Genomic DNA, 20,141 nt, shown 5'->3' with positions numbered 1-20,141 from the left:
TCCAAAGAAAATTTGATCTCTCACTCGATTATCCCCCGTCGTGCACATCCAGCAGATAGGTCGCCATTGCCTTCCGGTCTTCGTCTGTCAGAAAGCTGGTGCCATAGTTTACGACCTCTCCCATGGCGCCGCCGAAGACATCGCCATCAGGCATGACGCCGGTGCGCAACGCGTAGGCCAAATCATCTACCGTCCAACCACGCTTTTGCAGGGTCTCAAAGTCGATGGCCGGTGCCTTGTCACCGCCCGGCAGGGAGTCACTTCCTTTGAAGTGTTCCGTGTCCGAATTTCTTGCGCCAGCCAGGTTCCTCCCGGTGTGGCAGGCCGCACAATGCGTGGCACCTTCGACCAGTAGCCGACCCCGGTTCCACACTTCGTCATTGCCCGGCACGGGATCAGTACGGGGTGGTTCCAGAAAAGCCGCGCGCCACAGCTTCAGGCCCCATCTCTGATTGAAGGGGAACGCCATTTCTTGCTCTTTTGACGGTTCCGCTACCGGTGCAACCGTTTGCCAGGCGGCCCAGAGATCGGCGATATCCTGATCCGTGAAATTGGCATAGAACGGATAAGGAAAGGCCGGGTAGTAGGGTTGTCCGCCGGGTGACACGCCTTGACGCACAGCGCGAGCAAACTCCTCGATTGTCCAGTCACCGATCCCGTGGTCAGGATCTGTGGTCAGGTTCGGCGAAAAGAGCGTGCCGAACGGGGTATCCAACTCCACCCCACCGGCCAAGGGCGCGCCCCCGTTGGCAAAATCTGTGTGACAAGCGATACAGCCACTTGCCCTTGCCAGATACGCCCCGCGGTTAACGTCACCCTGAATGTCGAGCGATTGTAGGGGCTGACCAATCGGCCAAGCCATCACGGCAACAAGTCCCGCTGACGCCGTAACGGCGGCAGCAAGGCCCAATCGGAATATCGGTCTCATGACGCATTCCTATTCCGACCGAAATTGCGTGTGACATGCCGAGCATGTCTGGCTCAGCATCATGAACACACCATCCGCCGGCATTTCAGACAGTTGTGCCTGACTTGGACTGCTGCCCATCATCCCGGCACCCATCATAGAACCGCCACCCATCATGGATGCGCCGCCCATCATGCCCGAACCATGGCCCGATCCGGACTCCATCAACCCGTTGTCCGCCGCAAGCGCAAGGCCTTCAGAGTAGGTTGCCAATAGGCTGGCCAATTCTGCAAAGGATCCCCAATCCTGCCAGATCTCCGATTTCGCCTCCGAGGGTTTACCATCAGATCCCTCTGGAAACAGTTTTGTCATGCTCTCACCAGCGTGACGCCCGATTTTCTTGGCCTCGCTTCGTACCGTTTTCGCATTGTAGGGCGTTTTACCCTGCATCATCGGCGTAAGGATCTTCATGCTGTCCTTCATCGCGGACATACCATCCATGCGTTCTTTGACGATGCCGGTTGCGCCACCATGCGCCAGGGCGGCGGCTGCGAACAGAGAAACCATGGCAACGCCTGTGGTCATTTTTAGAATGTTCATTGTTTTGTCCTTGTCGTCTGCTTCGACGCGCCCATGTTGAGCGCAATTCGACTGGTCAGACCAGGACACGCGGCGGCGGTGGGTCAAACGCCGTGATACCAAGAACCTTGTACTGGGTTCGCGGAACTGAGAATCTTTTTTCCGAGCTGAGCGGAGAAGTCGGAGTCGTGCCCGTCAAAAACAGTCCGACCGCACTGCAAGTCATTCCGCCATGGCAATGCCCGGGATGGCCCTGCTTTATGTGCTCCACATCGATGGTGTCAGTTTGCACGCTCACGTGATGAGAGTTGCTACCGTGCGCATGAGCAGCATCGGCCGTCGCAAGGAACCCGCCAATGGTCAGCACCAATGACAGGATGATGTAACGAACTGCACTGCGCATTCGGCTTGTCACTTTCAGAAAATCCCGTTTTCCTGCTGCAACTCTCTGATGTAAGCCACGATGCCTTTCACATCTGCACGGGTCAACCCATCGACCGGAGGCATATTTCCAAACTTCCAATGGTGTGCTCGAACTCCATTCTGGACCGCGATAAAAAATGACTCGTCCGAATGGTGGCTTGGTTCATAGATTTTATGCACCAATGGTGGCGCGAGCCCTTCCAGACCAGTTGCGTTCGCGCCATGACACGCCGCACATTTGGCGTCGAATGCCACTTTGCCGACGGCAGCAAATTCGCTCAGCTGCTCTGGCAAATTGACGTATTGGATTGGGTCTCCTGGCTCCAGCACCGACGTATCAGGTGGCATCATCGAATGGCCAGTTGGTTGCTGATTGAGATTGTAGACGATAGCGGCGGCACCTGCGATCGCTACCCCGCCTATCAAGAGTGTAAGTTTGTCCATCTCAGTTTTTCACGTCGTTGTCAGTCACCGAACTCAAGCAGCTGGCAGGAAAATCATTTCAACCAAGCTCAGATCAATTTTACCTGCGTGCCCACGGTAGCCAGTTTGAATAAGTCCGCGATCTGCTCGTTGTACAAACCAATGCAGCCGTTGGAGGATCTTCTCCCGATCTTGCGCGTGTCGTTGGTGCCGTGGATGCGGTAGTATTGCCAGCTCAAATAGAGCGCATGTGTCCCCAGAGGGTTCTCAGGACCCGGGCCTACGTAGTCGGGCCATGCGGGATTGCGCTCTTTCATTGCCGGCGTTGGTCGCCAAGATGGCCCTTCGACTTTGCGAATAACTGTGGTGTAGCCCAGACGTGTAAGATCTTCAGTCAGCGGCACGCTGGTCGGATACATCCGGTAGACGCTTTCATCTTCTGACCAATACTGCAGGACCTTGGACTGTGTATCGGACAGGATAACCCCGTTCTTCAAGGTATCAAAGTGGTCCTGCCATCTGGCAACGCGGAATGATGAAACATTGCGGCGCGTCCCCTCAGTTGCCGTTGATTGGGCCAAAACGGCCGGTGCTGGAAAAAGCGTCGTCGCAGCAAACGCGGCAATCACTCCGCGTCGCGTAACAGCCTTTCTTTCTTTGCTCTGCTTCATGCCTGCCATCCCAAACGGTCTTTTTGTGTTTCGCGACGTGTTTCGCGACTCAATTTGCTCGTATGCCCGGTTCCTGCGCTGGAAGGTCAACAAGCAACAGGCTTTGCGTAAGGGAGATTTCGTCTGGATTTTCGTTGCCGTCGGCACAGAGACTTTGTTTCTTGAGGTGGCTTCAAATCACCAAGTCATTGTAAAAAATAACTTTTCTTCAGCGTAACGCCATTTTGCTTTGAGAAAAACTTGGCTTTTTTGTTTTGGCCGAACACAAAAAAGCAACGCTAACAATCGCATAGATCTTGGTGAATTGATGAGATCACCCACCGATGCGAAGGTATCAGATACTACAAAATGATAATCACAGTGGGCGAAACACCATGTCCTTGAACAAAGCACTCCAAGCAATGAGCATACTTTTGTTTGTTGGCGCTTGTTCCGAAACAACGTCAATATCTGCAGATAGCGAGCCCGGAACGCTTTCCCGAGTTCCTGAAGCCGTTGCCCAGATTGCTGCTCCGGGGCAAGACCTGAACGCCGTGAAAATCATGCCTGAGGACGGTTGCTATTGGTATCGCTACGTGGGGCCGGTTGAAACGACCTACCTGCCACTCAGGACGATTGAAGGGCGCCCAATCTGCACGCGCGCCTGACAAGCACCTATCAGCTGGTCGCGGTCAAATGCCGCTCGGGAGGATAGAGATGCGCCGTTGCACCCGGCCGGACACGGTCATACAGTCCGATGATATGTGGCATCGCCATCCTTACGCAGCCGGAACTTGCGCGACCTCCGATAGATCTTGGATAGGGTGTTCCGTGAATTCGCAAGTATGTGTCGCGACCACCTTCGTAGAGATAAAGCGCCCTTGATCCCAATGGGTTTGTTGGCCCACCCGGCACACCATTTGCGAATTGTGCATATTCATCAGGGTCGCGCTCAATCATTTCGGCGGTGGGAGTCCAACGCGGCCATTTGGCCTTTCGCTTGATTGTGTAGACTCCGGGCTCATAGAGATTACCCCGCGCAATAGCTACGCCGTAGCGCATTGCCGTGCCACCGTCTTCGATGAAATACAGATATCGCGCTACCGCATCGACATGGATGTCACCCGGAACAAGCGCTCGGTTGGTTTGCACACGCTGAGGTAGGAAACGAGGGTGTAACCCCCAAGGATTGGATGACGCGGGATCGAAATTGGGCGGCGTCACTCTGGCATCCCATGCCGACCATTGCGAAGAAGTAGATGCCGACGCAGAGGAAGAAAACGCAGGCTGTGCGAGCATGGCCAAAGAGGTTGCAAGTAAGTGTCTTCTGTTCAGCATTTATCTCATCAACCCCTGCTGCTTGCGACCCATTGAAGAGTACGTTGGTCTCTCAGGCTTTCAAGTTTCGAGAAAAAACTCCAACCATTTATCAAATTCGAAAGAAATCACCGACAAACTGGTACTTTTTATCAACGGTAGTTGTCAGCTCAACAATGGCGAAGGTCGCAATACCAGCGCGCACTTTGACTTGCGTCAAGGCACCGATTTCCTCATTGCCGGTACTGTCGTTGGCACATGGAACAGATCCACTGGATACGATGCTCTCGCGGAATGGTCACCTTAGTAGCCGTGACAATAGCTTTGTCCGGATGCACAGGCGGGCACCACCAGGGTAATTGGCATAACCGCGGTACGGAAGGCTGTTATGGGCCTCACCACTATGTTGATCGCGAGGTTCCTTGCGGAACATTTGATTGAAATGATGCTAAAAACGAGTGCCGCCTGCAATGCTTGGCTTTCCAGACTAACTGGTCGGGCGAAGAAGACTTCGGTCTTAGAAAGTCACGCAAAGTTGCCCCAGAAATTGCGGTTCCGCCCTAAGGAAGCTCAACGAGCGTTCGGCAACCTCTGACGAAGGTCACTCACCTTAAATAACTATGACGCTTTTCTATGACACCCCTGCCCGCTTTCCGTGCCGAATGTGCTGATTTTGCCGCCACAAAGCCCCTGTTTTATTGATGTGACGACTTCGGTTTTTGTATCGGAAACGGTCTCGAAAACCGTTGTGGGTGCAAGCCCACCCAGGGTTCGAATCCCTGTCTCTCCGCCACTATCCCTACGCAAAAAACGGAAAACAACGCATTTCCGGGCGTGATGAGATTTCCGTTGTTGCGATAGTTTGGATCAAAGCCGCCATACTAATAGGCTTTTTGAACTTTGTTAAAGCCAACTGTTTTCCTTTTGAAGCCTACTACGGCGACTTTGCTCTATTCTCACACTTAGTCGGACAACCAAAAAATACCCTGCGTCCGCAGGATAACTTTTTGAGTTTTGCGGTTTTTGTCGACTGCACCAGACTAATTGTCGCCATCAGCTTGCACCCGGGCGATTTACACAAGTGTGAGGCAAGGCAGGAAACAGCACTCTATGTTAAGCACCCTTGCTGAAATTCCGCAGGAACATGTCAGACTAAATCAATTGAGAAAGATGCCAAAACACAGTCGAGACTGAGGAATTCCCGCCTATCGATCGTGGCTCCTGAGCGCGATCAGTCGGCTCAGCCATGAACAGCGAGGGCACTGACCTTACCAACCTGCATTTCTTGACTGCCGGAATGGGCGTGAGGCAACTATTGCAACTTGGTCCCGCCGCCTACTTTTCAAAACACGCGTGTTTTTCGACGCATCAAGCCAGCAGGTCGCTGCGTCTGGACGAAAACGAATAGTAAAACCTTTGCAGCCTGTTGCGTTGACAAATAAACTACTGCTTAGGTTGGCGGGTACTGGCCATCTGCGCCGTCCAGTGCAGCTTTAAAACCTCCGTCCTGCGTTAGGCAGGCCATTAGCGCTGATCCACTTAAGCGCACTATAACAGCACGTGATCCTTTCGGCTTAAAGTGATCTGATTGCAATCACTTAGTCATGCGTGATGACTACAAAAGCCTCTGCTCAGTTCACTCCAAGTTCTTTTGACAATACTTCAGCTGATATTTTTCCTCGGTCAAACAAACCTGTTCACATAGTTTTCCAGAATTTCCTGACACCCAGATCGTGGTTCCGGGTTGATATTGTCCTGTAAAACTCGCGCAGAGATGTCCTCGAGACTACTGTTCAGCATAGACGCCGCTTCCGGAGCGTTCCAACCGGAATACCGTTCAGACAGCGCATCCTCCAGACCGCCATCTTCAATCATAGCAGCCGCGGCTTTCAAGCCTCTTGCACAGATGTCCATTCCGCCGATGTGTGCTGCAACAAGATCTTTTGCATCAAGCGACTGGCGACGTACTTTAGCGTCAAAGTTGGTGCCACCAGTTGTAAAACCTCCGGCTTTCAGAATGTAGTAATATGCCAAAGCAACCTCTGGCGTGTTGTTAGGAAATTGATCCGTGTCCCACCCTGACTGATAGTCGTTTCGGTTCATATCAATCGAACCCAGCATCCCCTCGGCAGCGGCAACTGCTATTTCATGCTCGAAACTATGCCCGGCGAGGATCGCGTGTCCCTGCTCAAGGTTCAACTTCACTTCGCTTTCCAAACCGTATTTCCTGAGGAATCCAATACAGGTCGCGGCGTCGTAGTCGTATTGGTGCTTGGACGGCTCCTGTGGTTTGGGCTCTACAAGGATGGTGCCTTTGAAGCCGATTTTGTGTTTGTACTCTACGACCATGTTCAAGAACCGGCCCATATGATCCAGTTCAGTATTCAGGTCCGTGTTTAGCAGAGTTTCGTAGCCTTCACGCCCGCCCCACAGAACATAGTTTTCGCCACCAAGCTTGTGGGTCGCATCCAAGCACGACTTTACCGTTGCTGCCGCAAAAGCAAAAACATCCGGATCGGGGTTGGTGCTTGCGCCTGACATCCACCGACGGTGGCTAAACATGTTGGCGGTACCCCAAAGGAGCTTGGTGCTGGACGTTTGCATTTTTTTACCGATGTAATCGGTGATTTCTTCCAGAGTTTTCAAGTTATCGGCAAAATTGCCCTGCTCGGGCCGAATGTCAGCGTCGTGCCAGCAGAAAAAGGGCTGACCCAGCAGCTCGAACAGTTCAAAAGCAATATCCGCCTTTAATCGGGCCCGTCCCATGTCGTCCTGAGGATGCCATGGGCGTTCGAATGTAGGTCCGCCAAAGGGGTCTCCACCCTCCCACGCGAAGGAGTGCCACCAGGCGACCGCGAACCGAAGATGGTCTTCCAAGCGCTTTCCCATGACAACTTCGTCGGGATTGTAGTGGCGGAAGGCCATGGGGTTGTCGCTGTCTACGCCTTCAAACCGGATCTCTTCGATCCCTTCAAAAAATCCGCTTGGCATATCTGCCCCCTATTCTGCTTTTTGTTCTGGCTGCTTGCCGAGAATGATCATCGACAACAAATCGTCATCTGTTACGTCTGCAATATCGACGGTCCCAACCAATTTTCCGTTCTTCATGACCGAAGCGCGATCGCATAGCTCCATTACAGCATGCACGTCGTGATCAATCAGGAAGATGCCGATACCTTGCGCCTTCAACTGGTGAATCAGGTCGGCCACCATTTGTGTCTCATGCGGCCCCAGCGCCGCTGTCGGCTCGTCCATAATCAGAATACGAGCGTTGAAATAGACGGCCCGGGCAATCGCGACCGACTGTCTTTGACCACCCGACAGCGCAGAGACAGGGTCATTGAACTTCTGAAAGTTCGGATTGAGCTGCGCCATAATCTTTCGGCATTCGGCCTCCATGGCGGCATCGTTGACCAACCCCAATGGCGTCGTCATCTCGCGTCCCAGGAAAAGGTTTGATGTCGCGTCCAGATTGTCCGCCAGGGCAAGCGTCTGGTAGATCGTCTCAATATTGTTCGCGCGGGCGTCACGGGGGTTGCCAATCTCGACTGGCTTGCCATCGATCAGAATCTCGCCGTGATCCATTTGATATGCGCCGGACAGAACCTTGATCAACGTCGATTTTCCAGCCCCGTTGTGCCCAAGCAGACCGACTACTTCACCCGGATAGAGATCGACCGACACGTGGTCGACAGCCTTGATCCCACCGAACGAGATCGAAATGTCTCGCATTTCGACCAATGGCGCTGCGCCGGAGCCGCGCCCAGATTTTGAGGGTGTTTTCTGCGTGCCTTGATCTTGCATCACTTGGCCCCCAATCGTTTGCGATAGACGATGTCGATATAGACGGCCAACACAAGAACGCTGCCGACCACAATATTCTGAAACGGCGCGTCCACGCCAACCATGGCCATACCAGATTGGAGCGCTTGCATGATCAATGCACCAAGGATGGCGCCGTAGATCGTCCCGATGCCACCGGACAACGCGGTACCACCAATTACAGCGGCAGCAATAACCCGTAATTCATCCAGCGTGCCAATGTCGTTTGAATGGTTCGCGAGGCGTGCAGAAGCAACCACCGCAGAAACGGCGCATAGGAAACCCATCAGTGCAAAAATCTTCACGGTCAGCAGCCGCGTATTGATGCCGGAAAGCTCTGCCGCATCCGGGTTTCCACCGGTGGCAAAGATGTAGCGTCCAAACCGGGTTTTCCGCGCCACAATTGTCAGGGTTACGGCTACGATGATCAATATGAGGACAGAAATCGGTATACCGTATCCGACGACCAGCCCCTCTGGCATTGTCTCTCCGCGCGCTTCGAACATACGCTGCAACCGACGCGTCGGAATGGCGTAGCTGTTTACGATGTAAACGTAACCAAGGATGGCAATTGCGATTATCCCGGCCAGAGTGGCCTCTGCCCAGACGGGTTTGACAGGAAAACCATGTGCCGCCTTTGCACGACGACTGCTCCACAACGCCCAGATCGCGATTGCGGTGGCGAACAAGCCGAACAGCCAGCTTGTCGTCGTGCCTAATGTGCCGTTCGTGCCGCCAAACATCAGGAACGTACTATCCAGAGGGCCAATCGTCTGGCCGCTGGTCAAATACCACGCCACGTTTCGCCAAACCAGAAACCCACCAAGCGTAACGATGAAGGCTGGTATCGTCAGATACCCAACCATCCAGCCATGAAACGCACCAATCAGCGTGCCGACAAACAGCCCGACGACAATGGTGATCGCCCAGGTTGCAGGGTTGTTCAAACCCATCCCAAGTACCTGCGGCAAAAGCTCGGTTTGCGTCATTGCCATCACGGCTGACGTCGTTGCAAGCAGCGCTCCAACGGACAAGTCGATGTGTCGCGTGACAATGATGAACACCATCCCGCACGCCATTATGGCCACCGAAACCGTCTGAATGGACAGATTGAACAGGTTCCGAGGCGTAAGGAATCGTCCATCCGTAAAGATGTTGAACCCTATACACAGGATGACAAACGCGCCGATCATTCCCAAAAGCCGCATATCCAGTTCCAACTGCTGGAACAGGCTGGGTTTTGCTTTTTCCGGTATCGGCTGAGACGAAGTTTCGGTCATTTCCGATCTTTCATATTCAGCAATGGTCCCCGGCCCAGACAGGGCCAGGGACTTTGAAGTTTAGTTACAAGGGGCAGGTCCGTTTTCGACACCCTGGCACAAATCCTCCAATGGGATCCATCCGGCGTCCACAACAACAGACAGGTTGTCCTTCGTGATCGGTACAGGTGCAAGGAAGACCGAGTTCATCTGGGTACCGCCAGGCGACGTCCAACTGGCCGCGCCCTCCACGTCGGCGGGGCTTGTTCCCCCACTCAGCGCGACTGCGATTTCACCTGCTGCCTTACCAAGTTCGCGGGCATCCTTCCAAACGGAAACGGTCTGAGTTCCCAGCGCGACACGGTTCAATGCTGCATGATCGCCGTCCTGACCGGACACCGGGATGCCTTCCATGCCCTGCGCAGTCAAAGCTGCCACAACGCCGCCTGCAGTACCATCATTTGATGCCACGACAGCATCCACATTGTTTTCATTGGCGGTTAGGATCTGTTCCATATTTCGCTGTGCGTTCGCGGGCAACCAGCCGTCCGTGTAGGCTTCACCAACGATAACAATGTCGCCACTGTCCACGGCAGCCCCGATGATTTCTTGCTGACCACCCCTGAGGAAATCAGCGTTCGGATCAGTAGGAGAGCCCTTGATCATCACGTAATTACCCTTGGGCATGGCTTCAAAAACAGCTCGGGCCTGCATTCTGCCGACTTCCACGTTGTCGAAGGTCAGATAGAATGCACGGTCGTCTTCAATCAGGCGGTCATAGGCAATGACCGGGATACCTTCGTCCGCCGCAGCTTGAACAGCCGGTCCGATTGCCTGCGCGTCCTGCGCCAAAATGATAAGCGCGTCCACGCCTTGCGCAATCAGACTTTCAATATCTGACAACTGCTTTGCGGAAGACGATTGCGCGTCTGCCGAAATGTACTCGGCGCCGCCTGCTTCAAGCGCGGACTTGATGGCCGCTTCGTCCGTCTTCCAGCGTTCTTCCTGAAAGTTCGACCAACTCACACCGACCACTGGCTCTGCGAATGCGGTCGAAGCTAACAGCGTGGCCACAGCAGAGAAGCTGAGAATTCTTTTCATGTTTTCCTCCCATTTGCCGAGCCATCGTGTTTCGATTCGCGGCTCTCACGAAATTGAATACCATATTTAATTCAGCGGGTAAAATATTTACTCTGTTAGGGCGGGCGGAATCCAAATAGACTGAGTTAAGAACCAGATTCGCGAGACCAAGATGCTGAAAAGCAAAGCTTCTCAAAATGCCGCGGACCAGCGGAACATCACCCGACTTCGGGTGCTGGAACATATCCGGACAGAAGGCTCGATTTCACGGATCGATATCGCCAGCGCTTTGCAAACCAGCCCGGCGACAGTTACTGCAGCGACAGCCGATCTCATTTCGGCAGGATTGATCAAAGAGATCGAAACCGAACACCAATCCAAGTCTGCCAAAAGGGGGCGACCCAGAGTTTTACTTCAGTTGGATGGCGGATCTTATCTTATTGCGGGCCTTAAAGTCGCGCGCCACATGATCTCGGTCATCCTTGCAGATTTCGAAGGAAACGAGGTTACGTCATACAAATATCGGCTGGATGACGTCCGGATGACGCCAGGCGCATTCGTAGCAACCATTCGCACGGCCTTAGATCTAGCCTGTGCACAGATCAACGCGACCCTGAACTCCCTGTCCGGAGTGTCAATCGGGATTGCCGGTCTCGTAGACGCTGAACGGAACTTTGTACACTGGTCCTCATCCCTTACCGAGAGAAACGTCGACTTCAGCCAGTTTCTGGAGACAGAATTGCCCTGCCCTGCCTTTATAGAAAACGATGCCAACCTGGTGGCAAAGGCGGAACAACTTTTCGGGTTGGGCAAGGGTCTTAAGAATTTTTTGGTCGTGACGATCGAACACGGCGTAGGGCTTGGAATTGTGCTGGACGGCAAGCTGTATCGCGGGGAAAGAGGCTGCGGAGCAGAGTTTGGCCACACCAAAGTTCAACTGGACGGCGCGCTTTGCCAATGCGGCCAGCGAGGGTGCCTTGAAGCCTATGTAGGCGACTATGCATTGATCCGGGAAGCAACCGTTGCCGATCAAGGCACTGGAACGGAAACGGTTGCAGAGATCCACAAAAACGCGCGATCCGGAGACGAAAGAGCGAAGTCCGTTCTGACCCGCGCGGGCCAGATGTTTGGTCTGGGGATATCCAACCTGATCAACCTGTTTGACCCTGAATGCATTATCCTGTCCGGGACTCAAATGGATTTGGAGCACCTGTATTCGGACGAGGTGATGGCCCGAATCCGCAGTGGCGTCGTGAATGTCGACACCCTCTTGCCGGAAATCAAAGCGCATCACTGGGGCGATCTTATGTGGGCTAAGGGTGCTGCGGCGTACGGGATTGAGCAGGTCTCGATCCTTAAGGTAAAAGAGCTGGCAACAAATGCGCCCTGAGCTTTTTATCCTGCTCGCTTTTGCATCTGCGGCCAGTGCAGAAAGTCGCGCTCCTCAGTTCCAAAAGAATGACATAGGTTCTCATATCTATGCCGGCGGCTGGGAACATTTTGTGGGCGGCGGGGTCGCTGTTTTCGATTGCGACGGCGATGAGCTGCCCGAACTCTTTGCCGCGGGCGGCACCAACACATCCAAACTGTTCAGAAACACATCGCGCGAAGGATTATCGTTTCGCGCTGACACCCCCGAGCCGCTTGCCATAACCGGCGTAACTGGGGCTTACCCGCTGGATATCGACAGTGATGGAATTCTGGATCTGGCCGTTTTGCGCGTGGGCCCCGATTTGCTTTTGAAGGGTGAGCCTGATTGCAAGTTCCGCCGCTTCAGCACCCTGGGCTTCCAATCGGAGGATCATTGGACAACCGGATTCTCTGCCACATGGGAAACCAATCAGACCCTGCCAACACTGGCCTTCGGAACTTATGTTGATCGTCGCAATCCCGACGGCCCATTTGAAACTTGCGGACCCACGGTCCTATTCCGGCCAATTGGTGACAGCTACCAGCCACCGGAACACCTTGAACCAGGCTATTGCGCGCTTTCTATTCTGTTTTCTGACTGGTCGCGCACCGGGCAAGCGGATCTGCGCGTCAGCAACGATCGCCATTACTATGTGCGCGGCGGCCAAGAGCAGTTATGGGCAATGGAGGAAACACCAAGCCTTTATTCTAAAGAAGACGGATGGTTGCCATACTCGATCTGGGGGATGGGCATCGCTTCGCGGGATCTGACAGGAGATGGCTTTCCCGAAGTTTACCTGACTTCGATGGGCGATCAGAAGTTGCAGATTTTCGATCCCAAAGCCGGTGGTCCGACCTGGCGCGACGCCACCTTCGGCAAAGGCGCGACCGCTCACAGGCCGCACACGGGAGGCGACGGCCGCCCATCGACCGGATGGCATGCACAATTTGGGGACGTCAACAACGACGGACTGGACGATATCTTCGTCGCCAAGGGAAATGTCGAGCAGATGCCAGATGCGGCTTTGGATGACCCCAACAACCTGCTTTTACAAAAGGAAAATGGTCAATTTCTAGAAGCTTCTGTCGAGGCTGGCATTGCCTCTATGGCCAAGTCTCGCGGTGCGGCTTTGGCTGACCTCAATAATGACGGTTGGCTGGATCTGGTGGTGGTTAACCGAGGCTCGGAACTTGAGGTCTACCAAAACCAGCCTAAGACCGAGAATTGGGTGATGCTGGACATTTCTCAAAACAAGTCAAATCGCTTCGCGGTCGGCAGCTTTATCGAGGCCAAGACTGCGTCAGGTATGGAAACCCGAGAAATCACAATCGGTGGAGGGCATGCAAGCGGCATTGCAGGGCTGCATCATTTTGGGCTGGGGGATGCGGAAGCAATAGAAGTTCGCGTAATTTGGCCAGATGGTGAAAAAGGAGCATGGAAGGAATATCAATCGAACCAGATCATTCGCATTGAGCGCTGATCATTGATCGACTGGCAGTCCACTTGGAACATGATCCGGAACTCCAAGGCGCTCTGCGGGATCTTCCAAGCTGCCCAAAAAGCTCAGAAGTGCGCTGATCTCCTGATCCGTCAAACTTATCCTCGGCAGATCGCTGCTTCTGGCAATCGCATCCAAATTCTCTGGGTTCAACAATGACCGTTGATCCTGCGCACCAGGAAAATAAGGTAGTTTCGCCATTTCCAACGTGTACGACCGCAGTGAAGCCTCTGGGTTGAGATGATGGCGCACGATATCTTCAAGCCGTGCATAGGCGCCGTTGTGCCCATATGGTGCCGTCAGCGTTACATTGCGCAACGAGGGCGTGCGAAACGCAAACGCGTCCTCTGCGTCACCAGTCACGCGCAGGCGTCCATCATCTCGGGTATGGCTTTCAAATCGCGCTGCTTTTCCCGGTCCGATCTGCGGCAGCGCAATCGAGTGAAATTTATGGTCTGTTTGGAACCAGCCCGAATGACAGGTACTGCACCCTGCTTTCCCGTAAAACAACTGCATGCCGCGCTGTGCCTCTTCGGGCAATGCTGCTTCCCCCCGCATCGCAAGGTCAAACGGGCTGTTGTCGGCGCGCCATTCGAACGCAATGAAATCTGCAATTACATTCGCAATAGCCGAGAACGTTATCGCGTCCCCAGGAGCGGTTAAGGAAAATCGGTGTTCATATTCTGGGATGGCCGCGACGCGAGCTGCAATCAGATCCCACGCCCCCCCTTCCTGAGTAAGCATCCCTAGACGTACAGCCTGACTGACATCATTCTCGGAATAGTGGCCTGCCATCTCATCGGGCGAAAGCACTGGAAACATTGCCTGAGCTGCCAAAGCTGAATTGAAACCTGACCGCATGTGCGTGCCCAGCGGCGTCCTGATACCGTTCTCGCGCGTCGGATCAGTTTCAAGGCGCCCGTCATGAAAGAAGGTTGTGAATTCGGTTGCACCAAGGTTCCAAAGCCCCGGCGAATTGCGCGGAATGCGTTGCTCCGGCGGGTTGTCAGTGTCAATTTTGCGCCCTGCCCCCAAACCCGAACCCCCTTCTCCGATCCCAAGCGAGAGCCCATCTGACGTGCCAAGCTTGGGGTGGTGACAAGTTGCGCAGCTGATGTTCCTGTTTCCGGATAAGATCGGGTCATAGAAAAGCAGCCGTCCAAGTTGGACACTAGCCGGATCAGATTCAACAAATTCTGGGTTCGGACCGAGGTTCTGAGACGTTGCGGACGTGATGGACGCAATCACCACGCCGAAAGCAATAATCGGAGCAGCAAACCTCATGTGCCACCCTCGGAAATTTCCAAAATCAAGGTCTGCTCGTAAGGGGTTTCGGGCGTGTAAATGATCGACGGGAATTCGGGGATGTTAGGCGCATTGGGATAACCTGACGGCTCGATGCACACACCGGCGCTTTTGTGAAAGGGTTTCGTCAGGTGAGCGCCAGAGTAAACCTGCGCCCCTGCCTGGTCTGACCAGACAGACAACTTCAAACCGTTGGGTGCAGTAAGGTCAGCGACCGGAAACCCATTATCTCGTGTGCAGTCAAAAACGAAATAGTTGTCCAAGTCCGTCAAAGCGGCACCGATCGCTTTCGGCACAGTGAATTGCATCTCACCCTCACTTGCATCCTCAAATTTGCCAGAGGGAATTCCCCGATTGTCAACTTGAAGATAGCGGCTTGAGGTCAGCCGCAGACAATGCTCGGAAATGCCCGCCGCTCCACCCAGGCAGTAATAGTTGTGCTGCGCTATACTTATGGGTGTCGGCCGATCCGGTTGCGCCGAAATGGAATAGGTCAAACGCGGGTAGTCCAGCCTTACCCGCACTTCAAATTTGATTTCTCCCGGAAACCCGCCGGAACCCTCTGGGGAAGTGAGGCGCAATATGGCCTCGTTTACTGTTATCCTCTCAAGAGCCCAATTCTGATGCGATAGCCCTGCGCGCCCACCATGCAAAGAATTTTGACCGTCGTTCGCGTCAAGCTCATAACGAACGTTTCCCATGTCAAAATGCGCTTGTCCGATCCGATTGGCGACACGCCCGACGATTGCGCCCAGATAATTTTTGTCGGCGACATAGTCCTGCGGGTTCTCGTATCCAAGGATCATTGGCAAACCCTTGTACCACCAGCTTTGAGTTGTGGCTCCGTAGCTGAGCAGCGACACTCGCATATCGCCATCACTCAGAACGGCCCTGTCGATCTGAGGAGATATGTCCCGTCTTGTGTTCATCGTTTGGCAAAAGGTGCTAACGCCGAATAGTATTGCCGGTAGCGTTGGTACTCGGTTTCGAAAGCATCGACCAAGTCCTGACGAGGTTCGATGACCCTGTCGATTTTGGGAGACGTCATTATTGTGCCCGGGAGTGCACCAGTGACCGAGCACATTGCCAGACGGGCGGCACCGATGGCGGCTCCGAACTCACTGCCCTGCGGCAAGGCCAGGGGCGTATTGAGCACAGTGGCCAGACTTTTCAACCAATAATGAGATCGCGCACCGCCGCCAACGGCCAAAAGGCTCGTTGGTTTTGTTCCGGTACTCTTGAGGGCCTCTAGGCAGTCCCGCATTGCAAAGGCGACGCCTTCCATGACTGCCCGCGTCAAATCGGTGGCCTCCGAGGAAATATCCACACCCAGAAACGCACCACGGATTGCACTGTCATTGTGCGGCGTCCGCTCACCTGAAAGATAAGGTAGAAACGTGATCTCTGATGGGCCATCCAGATCAGCAGGCAGCGCAGCGACCAAGTCGCTAACGGGCTGGCCAAGGTTGCGGGAGAGCCAGTTCAAACTATTTGTCGCAGACAGGATAACACCCATCTGAATCCACCTGTCAGGGACAGAATGGCAAAAACAGTGTACAGCTGTTTCTGGCGCTGGAGCATACTTGTCCCTGGACACCAGCAGCACACCCGAGGTTCCGAGAGACAAAAAGCCAGTTCCGTCGCTGATACTGCCTATCCCACAGGCAGCAGCGGCATTGTCCCCTGCTCCGCCAGCAATCACGACTTGTCCAGACACCCCCCATTCTTTCTGCAACTCGGACCGCAACTCTCCTCCCGGATCACTGCCTTCGACCAATCGGGGCATTTGTTTGATGTTCATGTGGCTTTGTTCCAGGGCAGTTTCCGACCATCGCCGTGCACCTACGTCCAGCCATGAAGTCCCCGCACTGTCAGACATGTCACTGACGTAATCCCCTGTCAGCCAGAGCCGCAAGTAGTCTTTAGGTAGCAGAACTTTGGCAATTTTGACGAACAGGTCAGGTTCATTTGCACGAACCCATTCCAACTTGGGCGCCGTAAAACCCGGAAAAACGATATTGCCTGAACTGGCACGCATACCGGGTGATTGATCAAGAATCTCTGCTTCTCTCGAAGCCCTTGTGTCGTTCCAAAGAATGCAGGGCCGCAACACGTCGCCATTGGCATCCAGAAGGGTCGCACCATGCATGTGTCCGCTCAAACCAATGCCACGCAGCGCGGAAAACGACGTTCCGTGTGCTTCACGAAGCTGAAGGACAACTTCTTTGCAAGCCTCTATCCAGTCCGAAGGCGACTGTTCGGACCAACCAGGCTTTGGGCAAGACGTGAGAATTCTAGACTCGGCACTACCTTCAACGATACCCGCGTCGTTGACAAGAATTCCCCTAAGACCGGATGTTCCCAAGTCCAGACCGAGATACATTTTCAAACCACCCATATTTTATTTTAGTTACTAAAATTATTTTACGGAAAGATATTGTCAATAAAAGTTTCAAGCAATTTGGTTTCCAGTGCGTTAAACATCCGCCACTACGGACTTTAGAAAATAGCGTGACGCGGTTTCCTGAGCCCAACCTGCCTATTTTACGGCCACTAAAACCGTTTTTTTGATGCAAGAACGTCTGATTTGATTTCGAAAAGGGTCTCGAAAACCGTCATGTGTGCAAGTCCCAACACGGTTCGAGCCGCCATCTGTCCGCCATGCTTCGTACAATCGCTTGGACGCGAGGCAACTTTGCGGCACTTTCTTGCCACGCGCTGACAAGTGATGGGCGTAGCATGGCTCATTTTTCTAAATTGCTGCGGTGCTTAAGGTTTTCCCCTTAAATTTCTCTTAGCGTTTCCACATCTCATTCTTATTCATAAATCAGGAGACTACTATGTCACGTACTCTTGTTCTCGGCGTTCTCGTTGCCGGTATTGGCGCCGGTATTTACTATTATCTCACACAACCCGAGCCCACGCCGGCCGAACAGTTGCAATCCGCGGCTCAGGACGCAGGTGATGCGGTCAGCGACGCTGTTGAATCCGTTGCAGAACAGGCTGCAAACGCGTCCGACCAGGTCGAGCAATCCGCGACCGACTTGGCAAATCAGGCGTCCGAAGATGTCGCCGCCTTGGCCAGCCAAGGTCAGGATCTTTTGAACAGCTGGATCGAGGACGGCACGTTAGCCGTTCAAAACTTTGACTATGACAAAATGGTCGCATCGGTGAAGGACAGCGCACTGACCAATGATCTGAAAACTCGCGCGATAGCCATTCTGGACGAAATCAAGGCTTCTCCCGAAGTGTTTGCCGCCAAGCTCGAGGAACTGAGGGCACTTCTTACCCAACAGTGATCACGACCGGCGAAGGCGCAGAGTTTGCCTGCACATCAGAGTTTCAGGCAGACCTCCTGTAACGTCAACAAGCAGCAAAGTTGACGTTTCGATAACCGTTTGCTTGGCTACTCAAACTTGGTGCCGCCCCTTTTCGATGCAATCTGCCGAGTACAAGGGGCGGCCCTATAAAAGTGCAGGATAGATCATGACCACCCTTCCCTCGACCATGTATGCGGTTGTTCAAACCCATGATGGCTATTCCGAAACGGCTACCGGTCCGACCATTAATGACGCCGCTGACTGGCTGGCAGCAGCCGAGATGCAAGTTCCTGTGCCAGGTCCTGGAGAGGTTCTTATCAAATTGCGCGCGGCTTCTGTTAATCCGTCGGATATTCACTTCATCAAGGGTGAATACGGCCAGCCCCGCGTTCAAGGCACAGCCGCCGGGTTCGAGGGCTGCGGCGACGTAGTTGCAACCGGAGCAGGGGCTGAAGCCCTGCAAGGACAGCGTGTGGCTTTTGTGGCCGCGCAGGCGGGGGCATGGGCCGAGTACATCACGACACCAGCGATGATGTGTATACCACTGCGCCCCGACATCTCGGACGAGGACGGCTCAGCGCAGATCGTGAACCCCATGACCGCAATGGCGATGATAGATATCGCGCGAAATGCAGGAGATGCCTTTATCGTTTCCGCCGCGACCAGCCAGTTGGGCAAACTGATGTGCAGTCTGGGCCTAGACCTGGGGTTGAAGCCCATCGCGCTTGTCCGCCGCGACAATGCGATTGCACCCTTGAAAGAGCTGGGCGCACATGAGGTTCTGGTCACGTCCGACCCCGAGATGCGAACGAAACTGGTCGCGCTTGGCCACGCCCTGAAGCCTCGTGTGTTTCTGGATGCCGTAGCCGATCAGATATCAGAACAGGTCTTTTGCGCCATGCCCAACGGCGCGCGCTGGGTGTGTTATGGCAAGCTCAGCTCTGACCTGCCCAAGCTGACACAGATGGGTCAACTGATCTTTATGGGCAAGCAGATCGAGGGGTTCTGGCTGACGCAGTGGATGACCACCACACCACCCGCCGATCAGATGCGTGTGGTAGCCGAGGTACAGGCGCGGTTCGCCGATGGGCGCTGGAAAACCGACGTTTCCCAGAGGGTTGCGTTGAAGGATGTGATTAAAAATCTGGCTAATGCTCTAAAAAAGGGTGACGGAAAGGTGATCATCACGCCATAGTAGAATAACGCGTCGGACCAAGGAGGATGGTCAGAGGCACCAAAAAGCCGGACAAACCGGCATTGGGAGGTAAATTTGGATAACGCACAGCTGCTGATCAGCGGGCTGGCCAATGGTTGTGTCTACGGCCTGATCGCGCTCGGGTTTGTTCTGATCTACAAGGCGACCGAAGCGGTGAATTTCGCGCAAGGCGATTTCATGATGCTGGGAGCCTTTGTCACCATCGGGCTGACCAATACCGAATATATGGGGCTGCCCTTCTGGCTCGCGCTGCCGATCTCATTGGGGATCATGGGGGCGTTGGGGTATCTGGTGGATCGGCTGATCATTCGGCGGCTGTTCGGCGAAAGCCAGACGGCAGTGGTGATCCTGACAATCGCCCTTGGCTTCGTGATCCGATTTGTCGCCGGGCTGATCTGGGGGCACGAGCCGCAGACGCTGCAGAACCCGCTGGCCGGGAAAGAGGTGCGGTTCGGCGGGCTTGTGTTGGGGATGGAGGATGTGGCCGTCATCATCGTCACCATCCTGCTGACGTGGGGACTGTATTTGTTTTTCAGCCGGACCAAGCTGGGACTGGCAATGCAGGGCGCCTCGCAGAACCAGCTGGCCGCCTACTACATGGGCGTTCCCGTCAAGCGTGTGCAGGGCTTTATCTGGGGGCTGGCGGGCGTGGTTGCTGGGATTGCGGGTATCCTGTTTGCCGCCAAGGGTTCGGTCGATCCGACCACGGGTCTGCTGGGTATCAAGGCGTTTGCCGCCGCTGTGATCGGCGGGTTCGGCAGCCTGCCCGGCGCACTGGCTGGAGGGTTGATCGTCGGCGTTATTGAGCCCTTTGCCAGCCGCTATATCGCGGCCGGATACAGCCAGATCGCACCTTATGCGCTGTTGCTGGCAGTGCTGATCTTCCGCCCCAACGGGCTCTTCAGCCAGGTACGGATCAAGAAGGTCTAGG

19 protein-coding genes are annotated in these 20,141 nt (G+C 54.3%); 7 read left to right on the top strand and 12 right to left on the bottom strand.

Annotated elements, in window-relative coordinates:
- Positions 1-28: 28 nt before the first annotated feature.
- From AC2FNR_RS11705 to AC2FNR_RS11690, 4 genes are all read right to left on the bottom strand, one after another.
- A complete protein-coding gene (locus AC2FNR_RS11705; protein WP_496849153.1) occupies positions 29-928 on the bottom strand; it encodes a c-type cytochrome in 900 nt (299 codons plus the stop codon).
- 9 nt (positions 929-937) lie between these two features.
- Positions 938-1,507: a c-type cytochrome gene (locus AC2FNR_RS11700; protein ID WP_496849152.1), complete on the bottom strand. Its 570-nt coding sequence runs from the start codon at positions 1,505-1,507 to the stop codon at positions 938-940.
- Between the two features lie 396 nt (positions 1,508-1,903).
- Positions 1,904-2,353 (bottom strand): c-type cytochrome, encoded by a 450-nt coding sequence (locus tag AC2FNR_RS11695; RefSeq protein ID WP_496849151.1) that lies wholly within the window; start codon positions 2,351-2,353, stop codon positions 1,904-1,906.
- Between the two features lie 68 nt (positions 2,354-2,421).
- On the bottom strand, positions 2,422-3,012 hold the full coding sequence (locus AC2FNR_RS11690; protein ID WP_496849150.1) for a L,D-transpeptidase: 591 nt from the start codon (positions 3,010-3,012) through the stop codon (positions 2,422-2,424).
- Positions 3,013-3,404: 392 nt separating this feature from the next.
- Between AC2FNR_RS11690 and AC2FNR_RS11685 the strand changes: the two genes are divergently transcribed.
- On the top strand, positions 3,405-3,650 hold the full coding sequence (locus AC2FNR_RS11685; protein ID WP_496849149.1) for a hypothetical protein: 246 nt from the start codon (positions 3,405-3,407) through the stop codon (positions 3,648-3,650).
- Positions 3,651-3,660: 10 nt separating this feature from the next.
- Here the strand turns inward: AC2FNR_RS11685 and AC2FNR_RS11680 are convergent, their stop codons facing one another.
- Positions 3,661-4,281: a L,D-transpeptidase gene (locus AC2FNR_RS11680; RefSeq protein WP_496849276.1), complete on the bottom strand. Its 621-nt coding sequence runs from the start codon at positions 4,279-4,281 to the stop codon at positions 3,661-3,663.
- On the opposite strand from AC2FNR_RS11680, the gene AC2FNR_RS11675 reads away from it, so the two are divergent.
- Entirely contained in the window at positions 4,193-4,606 is a 414-nt protein-coding gene (locus tag AC2FNR_RS11675) for a hypothetical protein (protein ID WP_496849280.1), read from the top strand. The genes AC2FNR_RS11680 and AC2FNR_RS11675 overlap by 89 nt on opposite strands.
- 1,376 nt (positions 4,607-5,982) lie before the next feature.
- On the opposite strand, the gene xylA is transcribed toward AC2FNR_RS11675, so the two are convergent.
- The 4 genes from xylA to xylF are packed head-to-tail and all read right to left on the bottom strand — an operon-like array spanning position 5,983 to position 10,481.
- Entirely contained in the window at positions 5,983-7,290 is a 1,308-nt protein-coding gene (xylA, locus tag AC2FNR_RS11670) for a xylose isomerase (protein ID WP_496849148.1), read from the bottom strand.
- A 9-nt stretch (positions 7,291-7,299) separates the two neighbouring features.
- The gene (locus tag AC2FNR_RS11665; protein ID WP_496849147.1) at positions 7,300-8,103 is read right to left on the bottom strand and encodes an ATP-binding cassette domain-containing protein; all 804 of its coding nucleotides are present in this window, start codon (positions 8,101-8,103) and stop codon (positions 7,300-7,302) included.
- The gene (locus tag AC2FNR_RS11660) at positions 8,103-9,401 is read right to left on the bottom strand and encodes a sugar ABC transporter permease (RefSeq protein ID WP_170751253.1); all 1,299 of its coding nucleotides are present in this window, start codon (positions 9,399-9,401) and stop codon (positions 8,103-8,105) included. The genes AC2FNR_RS11665 and AC2FNR_RS11660 overlap by 1 nt, the downstream gene beginning before the upstream one ends.
- A gap of 60 nt (positions 9,402-9,461) precedes the next feature.
- Entirely contained in the window at positions 9,462-10,481 is a 1,020-nt protein-coding gene (gene xylF, locus AC2FNR_RS11655) for a D-xylose ABC transporter substrate-binding protein (protein WP_170354203.1), read from the bottom strand.
- A gap of 151 nt (positions 10,482-10,632) precedes the next feature.
- Here xylF and AC2FNR_RS11650 point away from each other — a divergent pair, with 151 nt between their 5' ends.
- Positions 10,633-11,850: an ROK family transcriptional regulator gene (locus tag AC2FNR_RS11650; protein WP_496849146.1), complete on the top strand. Its 1,218-nt coding sequence runs from the start codon at positions 10,633-10,635 to the stop codon at positions 11,848-11,850.
- Positions 11,840-13,351, top strand: a complete 1,512-nt coding sequence (locus AC2FNR_RS11645; protein WP_496849145.1) for a CRTAC1 family protein — start codon at positions 11,840-11,842, stop codon at positions 13,349-13,351. The genes AC2FNR_RS11650 and AC2FNR_RS11645 overlap by 11 nt, the downstream gene beginning before the upstream one ends.
- On the opposite strand, the gene AC2FNR_RS11640 is transcribed toward AC2FNR_RS11645, so the two are convergent.
- The 3 genes from AC2FNR_RS11640 to xylB are packed head-to-tail and all read right to left on the bottom strand — an operon-like array spanning position 13,352 to position 17,057.
- Positions 13,352-14,653 carry a cytochrome-c peroxidase gene (locus AC2FNR_RS11640; protein ID WP_480865559.1) on the bottom strand — a complete coding sequence of 434 codons (1,302 nt, stop codon included), beginning with the start codon at positions 14,651-14,653 and terminating at the stop codon, positions 13,352-13,354.
- On the bottom strand, positions 14,650-15,603 hold the full coding sequence (locus AC2FNR_RS11635; protein WP_496849144.1) for an aldose epimerase family protein: 954 nt from the start codon (positions 15,601-15,603) through the stop codon (positions 14,650-14,652). The genes AC2FNR_RS11640 and AC2FNR_RS11635 overlap by 4 nt, the downstream gene beginning before the upstream one ends.
- Entirely contained in the window at positions 15,600-17,057 is a 1,458-nt protein-coding gene (xylB, locus tag AC2FNR_RS11630) for a xylulokinase (protein WP_496849143.1), read from the bottom strand. Before xylB ends, AC2FNR_RS11635 begins: the two co-directional genes overlap by 4 nt.
- A 457-nt stretch (positions 17,058-17,514) precedes the next feature.
- On the opposite strand from xylB, the gene AC2FNR_RS11625 reads away from it, so the two are divergent.
- From AC2FNR_RS11625 to AC2FNR_RS11615, 3 genes are all read left to right on the top strand, one after another.
- Positions 17,515-17,973 carry a hypothetical protein gene (locus AC2FNR_RS11625; protein WP_170724299.1) on the top strand — a complete coding sequence of 153 codons (459 nt, stop codon included), beginning with the start codon at positions 17,515-17,517 and terminating at the stop codon, positions 17,971-17,973.
- Between the two features lie 187 nt (positions 17,974-18,160).
- Positions 18,161-19,189, top strand: coding sequence for an alcohol dehydrogenase catalytic domain-containing protein (locus AC2FNR_RS11620; RefSeq protein WP_496849142.1), 1,029 nt, complete (start codon positions 18,161-18,163; stop codon positions 19,187-19,189).
- A gap of 75 nt (positions 19,190-19,264) precedes the next feature.
- The gene (locus AC2FNR_RS11615; RefSeq protein WP_170751263.1) at positions 19,265-20,140 is read left to right on the top strand and encodes a branched-chain amino acid ABC transporter permease; all 876 of its coding nucleotides are present in this window, start codon (positions 19,265-19,267) and stop codon (positions 20,138-20,140) included.
- Position 20,141: the final 1 nt, after the last annotated feature.

This window comes from Ruegeria sp. SATB045 (assembly GCF_059613525.1).
This window is presented reverse-complemented; position numbering and strand designations above follow the sequence as displayed.

Coding starts and splice junctions, on each gene's coding strand:
- AC2FNR_RS11645 (WP_496849145.1), top strand. CDS start 11,840: ATGCGCCCTGAGCTTTTTATCCTGCTCGCTTTTGCATCTGCGGCCAGT.
- AC2FNR_RS11665 (WP_496849147.1), bottom strand. CDS start 8,103: ATGCAAGATCAAGGCACGCAGAAAACACCCTCAAAATCTGGGCGCGGC.
- AC2FNR_RS11620 (WP_496849142.1), top strand. CDS start 18,161: ATGACCACCCTTCCCTCGACCATGTATGCGGTTGTTCAAACCCATGAT.
- AC2FNR_RS11625 (WP_170724299.1), top strand. CDS start 17,515: ATGTCACGTACTCTTGTTCTCGGCGTTCTCGTTGCCGGTATTGGCGCC.
- AC2FNR_RS11635 (WP_496849144.1), bottom strand. CDS start 15,603: ATGAACACAAGACGGGACATATCTCCTCAGATCGACAGGGCCGTTCTG.
- AC2FNR_RS11705 (WP_496849153.1), bottom strand. CDS start 928: ATGAGACCGATATTCCGATTGGGCCTTGCTGCCGCCGTTACGGCGTCA.
- xylB (WP_496849143.1), bottom strand. CDS start 17,057: ATGTATCTCGGTCTGGACTTGGGAACATCCGGTCTTAGGGGAATTCTT.
- AC2FNR_RS11685 (WP_496849149.1), top strand. CDS start 3,405: ATGAGCATACTTTTGTTTGTTGGCGCTTGTTCCGAAACAACGTCAATA.
- AC2FNR_RS11690 (WP_496849150.1), bottom strand. CDS start 3,012: ATGGCAGGCATGAAGCAGAGCAAAGAAAGAAAGGCTGTTACGCGACGC.
- AC2FNR_RS11640 (WP_480865559.1), bottom strand. CDS start 14,653: ATGAGGTTTGCTGCTCCGATTATTGCTTTCGGCGTGGTGATTGCGTCC.
- AC2FNR_RS11680 (WP_496849276.1), bottom strand. CDS start 4,281: ATGCTCGCACAGCCTGCGTTTTCTTCCTCTGCGTCGGCATCTACTTCT.
- xylF (WP_170354203.1), bottom strand. CDS start 10,481: ATGAAAAGAATTCTCAGCTTCTCTGCTGTGGCCACGCTGTTAGCTTCG.
- AC2FNR_RS11695 (WP_496849151.1), bottom strand. CDS start 2,353: ATGGACAAACTTACACTCTTGATAGGCGGGGTAGCGATCGCAGGTGCC.
- AC2FNR_RS11700 (WP_496849152.1), bottom strand. CDS start 1,507: ATGAACATTCTAAAAATGACCACAGGCGTTGCCATGGTTTCTCTGTTC.
- AC2FNR_RS11660 (WP_170751253.1), bottom strand. CDS start 9,401: ATGACCGAAACTTCGTCTCAGCCGATACCGGAAAAAGCAAAACCCAGC.
- xylA (WP_496849148.1), bottom strand. CDS start 7,290: ATGCCAAGCGGATTTTTTGAAGGGATCGAAGAGATCCGGTTTGAAGGC.
- AC2FNR_RS11650 (WP_496849146.1), top strand. CDS start 10,633: ATGCTGAAAAGCAAAGCTTCTCAAAATGCCGCGGACCAGCGGAACATC.